A 5,411-nucleotide genomic window follows, 5' to 3' on the forward strand; every position below is an offset into this window, starting at 1 on the left:
TTTGGAAAGGGTTTTAGAAAGATCTGGTTTGGTGAAGGACCGCGAATATAGAACACAAGCTACACATCAGTCTTCTGAAGGACAAAACTTCCAGCCGGATGTAATTATTGATCTTCCTGATGATAAACACCTCATTATCGACGCAAAAGTTTCATTAATTGCCTATGAGCGATTGGTAAATTGTGAGAGCGAAGAAGAGCGTGAAATATATACCAAGCAGCATATTGCATCAATCAGGGGACATATTCAGGGCTTATCTTCCAAGAATTATAGTGAGCTCTATAAAATAAACTCTCCCGACTTTGTCATGCTATTTATTCCCATCGAATCCTCTTTTGGCATTGCAGTGCAAAAAGATGCCGATCTTTTCAACTTTGCTTGGGATAAACGCGTTGTTATTGTTAGTCCCTCTACACTTTTAGCCACCCTACGCACCATTGCCAGCATGTGGAAGCAGGAACGTCAAAACCGAAATGTGATGGAAATTGCCCGTCTAAGTGGAGAAATGTATGATAAGTTTATTGGCTTTATGACCGATATGGAGGGTATCGGTAAAAACATCCGACTCAGTCAGGATGCTTATGAAAAAGCTTTGAATAAATTATCCAACGGTAGAGGTAATCTAAGTATAACCGCAGAAAAGATTAAGAAATTGGGGGCTAAAACCGGTAAACAGCTAGATCAGAAGTTTATTGGGGATGATGAGGAATAAAGGGGGTTTCGGGGAAAGCTCATTATTTCTTAAATGTATAGAAATGCTGGCAAAAACTCTAAAGATAGGATGGCGATTAGGAATAGAGGAGTCTGGAGACTCCTCACCATTTATTAATCCTTAGAGACGCTGTCGCTTAACTCAAAGGACAGGCGTTAGGACAGGTCGCGACCTGTCCTAACGTATATAAGGTCTAATATTTGTAAAAACAAATACAGCTCCCCTGGTCGGTGTTGTCACCGTACCAGCCCATTTCTTCATTTTCTCCTGCAGATTTAAGGGGATTTACGCAGAGTACATCTCGCAAAGGCGCGGGAGGAGCTGGCGCTGAAACCGTACAACAGCCCCTCCGTTGTAATATAAAGTCAATTTTTGTAATCGATGGAAACTCTAAGGACAGGTGTGTCTGGAGACTCCTCTATATTTCTTAATCCTTAAAGACGCTGTCACTTAAAACAAAGGATAGGACTTATTGACTATAATCTTTGGAATATCTATTTTTCTTTATCCGGCAGTAATTTAAATGAAGTTGCAACAAATCGATTTTTAACAATAATGCCCCGAACTTCTGCTTTCCGAACTTTCTCGCAAAATCCATTCTTTGCATGAGCACCTCCATGATCATCTATTTTCGTACCATCCACAAAATAAGATTTGCCCTTAATTCTCACAGCCAGATCACAACCCTTACCTTCCATATTAAACTTACATTGTCCACACGCCGCTTCAACAATTTGCAGTGAGTCCAATTTGGGATTAACTTTCGTTGTTTGCGCTTTTATACTAATAGCAGATATACTAATAAATAAAAAGATGAAAATGCATTTCATTATAGAAATTTTAGAGTGATTTAATAAACTTCTAAATTCGAAATTAACGGACAAGCTTTTGAGTCTTCAATACTTACCCTAATTTTTGAAGTTTGTACCGGGTCTATTTTAAAAATACGCTTATAACCAATAGTGGTTCCATTGGCTACATTTGTCCATTTTCCGTCTTTCCACGCTTCAACAGAGAACTTTTTTACGCGTTGTCCCAGTTTGATGTATTCTTGAAGAGTTACATATTTAACTGTTGAAACTTTTCCTAAGTCCAGCTCAAAACTTCCTGTTAACTGTCCGTCATTTGTTGCCCAATAAGTTTCTTTATTGCCATCTGTTAGGTTTGATGCGGCAAATTGAGCTGAATTTCCTCTAAATGAATCGGCTTTAACTTTTGCTTTGAGCGCTATATTTTTAGCAAATTCGGTATCTAATAACTTTTTATAACCACGTAAAGATTCAACATCCTTTTCATGGAAAAGTCCGCGTTGATCTGGAGGAATATTCAAAAGCAAAGTTGACCCTCTTCCTACAGAGCTAAGGTAAATGTCAAATAATTGTTGAGGTGTTTTTACTTTGTCATCCTCGTGTGCATGGTAAAACCATCCTGGTCTAATTGATACATCAACCTCTGCAGGAATCCACTTTTTTCCGTCGATTGCCCCAGTATTTAAAATATCTGTAATTCCGGCTTTACCAGCATAAAGTGTATCTGTTGAGATTGTATTCCAGTTGGTTAATCCAGCGATACCTCTTTCATTTCCGACCCATCTAACACCGGGACCGGAATCACTAAAATATAATACCCCTGGCTGCATTTTATCAATCATCTCACGAAGAGCAGGCCACTTATAGTAAGTTTTAGCATCTATCTTCCTAGTCTCACGAGCACCACCATAATAACCATCTCCACCATTTGCTCCATCAAACCACATTTCAAAAACAGGTCCGTAATTTTCAAATAACTCTTTCGCTTGATTTTTATAATATTCTACATAAGCTGGTCTACCATATTCAGCAAAGTTTCTATCCCAAGGAGATAAATAAACACCAAACTTAAGTCCAAATTTTTTAGTAGCCTCAACCGTTTCTTTTACCACATCGCCTTTTCCGTTTTTATAGGGACTATTCTTTACGGAATGTTCAGTGAATTTACTTGGCCATAAGCAAAACCCATCGTGATGCTTAGTTGTTAAAATTAATGTCTTAAAACCTGTTTCTTTAAGTATTCTAGCCCACTGCTCAGTATCAAGGGCTGTTGGATTAAATATGGCTGGTTTCTCATCACCATAACCCCATTCTAAACCGGTAAAAGTATTAGTGGTGAAATGGATAAAAGCATTAGTCTCCATCTCGTGCCATTCCATTTGCTGTTTATTTGGAATTGGATAAACGGGTTCTGGCGACTTATTGTTATTGGTTTGAGAGTTCCCGCTTATTGAGGACGCAAATAAAGCTAAAAGTAAAACTAGGGTTTTTCTATTCATAAGATTTAAAATATTTAACACTAAATATAGTTTTTAAGCCCTAAAATAGAAAATTATTCTATTCTTGAGTGCCTTTTAAAGAGTTCCAGCCTTGAGCCTTGATTGGATGAACCTTTTGCGATTTTGAAATCAAATTACATCCTGCCGAAGCTTCTGTAACATGCCCAATAATAGAAATATCAGGATTGTTTTTAATTTTTTCAAAATCAGATTGTTTGATAGTGAAGAGTAATTCATAATCCTCGCCACCATTTAAAGCACAAACCGTTGGATCGATACCAAAATCACGTGCGGTATCATAAGTCATCGGATCGATGGGAATTTTTTCTTCATATAAATTACAGCCCTTATTTGATTGCTTGCAGATATGCAAAATCTCAGAAGCTAAACCATCCGAAACATCAATCATGGAAGTAGGTTTGATTTTCATTGATTTTAAGGCTTCAACAATATCTTTCCTCGCTTCCGGCTTTAGCTGACGTTCAACGATATAATCTTTACCCTCTAAATCGGGTTGAATGTTTGGGTTTTCTAAAAAGATGTTTTTTTCTCTTTCAAGTAATTGTAATCCAATATAAGCACCACCCAAATCGCCCGAAACACAAATTAAATCACCTTCATTAGCTGTATTTCTATAGCAAATATCTTTTTCATCGGCTGTACCAATGCTCGTTACACTGATAACTAAGCCTTGTTTTGAGGAGCTGGTATCACCACCAACCAAATCAATGCCATATTTTTCACAAGCAATACTAATACCCTGATATAATTCTTCAATAGCCTCAAGCGGAAACTTGCTCGATAAGCCGATGGAAACCGTGATTTGATGTGCCATGCCATTCATGGCGTAAATATCGCTTAGGTTGACTTGTACAGCCTTGTAGCCTAAATGTTTTAATGGGGTATAGGCTAAGTCAAAATGGATGCCTTCCAATAAAAGATCAGTTGAAATTAAGGTTTTTTTGCTCTCAAAGTTTAAAACTGCAGCATCATCACCAATTCCCTTGATTGTGCTTTTATTACTGATGGCGAAATTTTTTGTAAGATGATCAATTAAGCCAAATTCACCTAACTGCTCGATTTCCGTACGTCCCTTATTTTCAAACATGCTATTTATTTAATTACAAAGGTGCTAATTTTTAAGGCAAGAGCGATGAAGGATTTATGGTAATTTATAAAAACGCTTCATTTTTTGATATTCGGCAAGTGGAGCTTGAACTAAAATTGGATTTTTACTCTTATCAAGGAAGTTTATTAATGTTAAAATATCACCTTCTTTCATAGCGGTACAACCTGCCGTGGGACTATTACTTCCGCTCCAAATGTGCATAAAAATGCAGGATCCTGCTTGTGCTGTTACGGGATTCACATTATAATCTACAAAGATTCCAAATTTATAAGCATCACTTTTCATGAGCATGGTTTCTGCTGAATCCCAATCTTTTTTTAAGGTATCTGTACTTACAATTTGATTATAATAAGCTGATTTTGAATCATCTACACAGAAAGTCCTTTCATTAACTTTTAGCGAATTCATTTTTGATTTAATATCCTGATATCCGAAAAGTCCACTAAGTCTAAAAATTCCAGCAGGCGATTTACCATCACCTTCTTTTTTCAATATACCGGAATTTAATTGATCCATGTGTAAACCTTTTGCCCAAGCCAATCCTGTTCTTCCAGTAACAATTGGAATATCGTTCATCACTAAACTCCAATGCCCATTTTTATATTCATAAACAGCCATTTTGCCTTCAATTTTATTCCAGCTATCGCTTGTTACAACAATGAGTTGGGAAGTCTTAAATTTCATGTTTAAATCTTCCGGCTGATTAAATAAAAAAAGCGTTAATAATACAGAAATGAAGGAAAATGGACTCATATTTTATTAAAAAGCGTTTTTTAACCAATTTTTACCTTCCGAAAATCTGGTAATGAGCATAGCCGAAACGGTATCACCAGTCGCGTTTAAAAGGGTAGCCATCGGATCGACTAAAGTTCCAATAATCATCACCACAGGAAGCATCTCAACCGGGAAACCATAAACAGTCATAATCATTATTTCTGCAATATATCCTCCATTAGGTATTCCGCCTTCCACCACACTCAGAATAATGGTTAAACCCAATGCTATCAAAATAGTTTCAGGGTTCATAAAATCTTTACCCATAATGGCAAAAACAGCTGCAATTTTAATAATTGCCGAAATACTAGATCCATCTTTATGAAGCGGAGCACCCAAAGGAATAGCTAAATTGGCTATATGATCCGGGATTTTCATAGCCCGCGCAGCGATTAAATTTGATGGAATAGTAGCAATACTACTGCAGGTGCTCAAAGATGTGAAAGATGGAATTATATTATTTTTCCAATAGATTTTTATAGCCGGAA

6 protein-coding genes are annotated in these 5,411 nt (G+C 36.8%); 1 reads left to right on the plus strand and 5 read right to left on the minus strand.

Features of this window, described 5'->3' with window-relative positions; translation table 11 throughout:
• The coding region (locus tag ACIQ0D_RS11185) for a DNA recombination protein RmuC (RefSeq protein WP_395805626.1) at window positions 1–712 on the plus strand (712 nt) is incomplete at its 5' end.
• Window positions 713–1,206: 494 nt separating this feature from the next.
• On the opposite strand, the gene ACIQ0D_RS11190 is transcribed toward ACIQ0D_RS11185, so the two are convergent.
• From ACIQ0D_RS11190 to ACIQ0D_RS11210, 5 genes are all read right to left on the minus strand, one after another.
• Window positions 1,207–1,542: a DUF6370 family protein gene (locus tag ACIQ0D_RS11190; RefSeq protein ID WP_395805628.1), complete on the minus strand. Its 336-nt coding sequence runs from the start codon at window positions 1,540–1,542 to the stop codon at window positions 1,207–1,209.
• A 20-nt stretch (window positions 1,543–1,562) separates the two neighbouring features.
• Entirely contained in the window at window positions 1,563–3,020 is a 1,458-nt protein-coding gene (locus ACIQ0D_RS11195; protein WP_395805630.1) for an alpha-L-fucosidase, read from the minus strand.
• 58 nt (window positions 3,021–3,078) lie between these two features.
• Window positions 3,079–4,128, minus strand: a complete 1,050-nt coding sequence (gene thiL / locus ACIQ0D_RS11200; protein ID WP_395805632.1) for a thiamine-phosphate kinase — start codon at window positions 4,126–4,128, stop codon at window positions 3,079–3,081.
• Between the two features lie 54 nt (window positions 4,129–4,182).
• Window positions 4,183–4,902 carry a L,D-transpeptidase gene (locus tag ACIQ0D_RS11205; RefSeq protein ID WP_395805634.1) on the minus strand — a complete coding sequence of 240 codons (720 nt, stop codon included), beginning with the start codon at window positions 4,900–4,902 and terminating at the stop codon, window positions 4,183–4,185.
• Between the two features lie 6 nt (window positions 4,903–4,908).
• A partial coding sequence (locus ACIQ0D_RS11210) for a dicarboxylate/amino acid:cation symporter (protein WP_395805636.1) occupies window positions 4,909–5,411 on the minus strand: 503 nt, incomplete at its 5' end.

The sequence above is a fragment of the Daejeonella sp. genome (genome assembly GCF_044342615.1).
Lineage (GTDB): Bacteria > Bacteroidota > Bacteroidia > Sphingobacteriales > Sphingobacteriaceae > Daejeonella.

What these genes read in the sequence shown, in the direction of transcription:
- ACIQ0D_RS11190 (WP_395805628.1), bottom strand. Translation starts at nt 1,542, where the DNA reads ATGAAATGCATTTTCATCTTTTTATTTATTAGTATATCTGCTATTAGT.
- ACIQ0D_RS11195 (WP_395805630.1), bottom strand. Translation starts at nt 3,020, where the DNA reads ATGAATAGAAAAACCCTAGTTTTACTTTTAGCTTTATTTGCGTCCTCA.
- thiL (WP_395805632.1), bottom strand. Translation starts at nt 4,128, where the DNA reads ATGTTTGAAAATAAGGGACGTACGGAAATCGAGCAGTTAGGTGAATTT.
- ACIQ0D_RS11205 (WP_395805634.1), bottom strand. Translation starts at nt 4,902, where the DNA reads ATGAGTCCATTTTCCTTCATTTCTGTATTATTAACGCTTTTTTTATTT.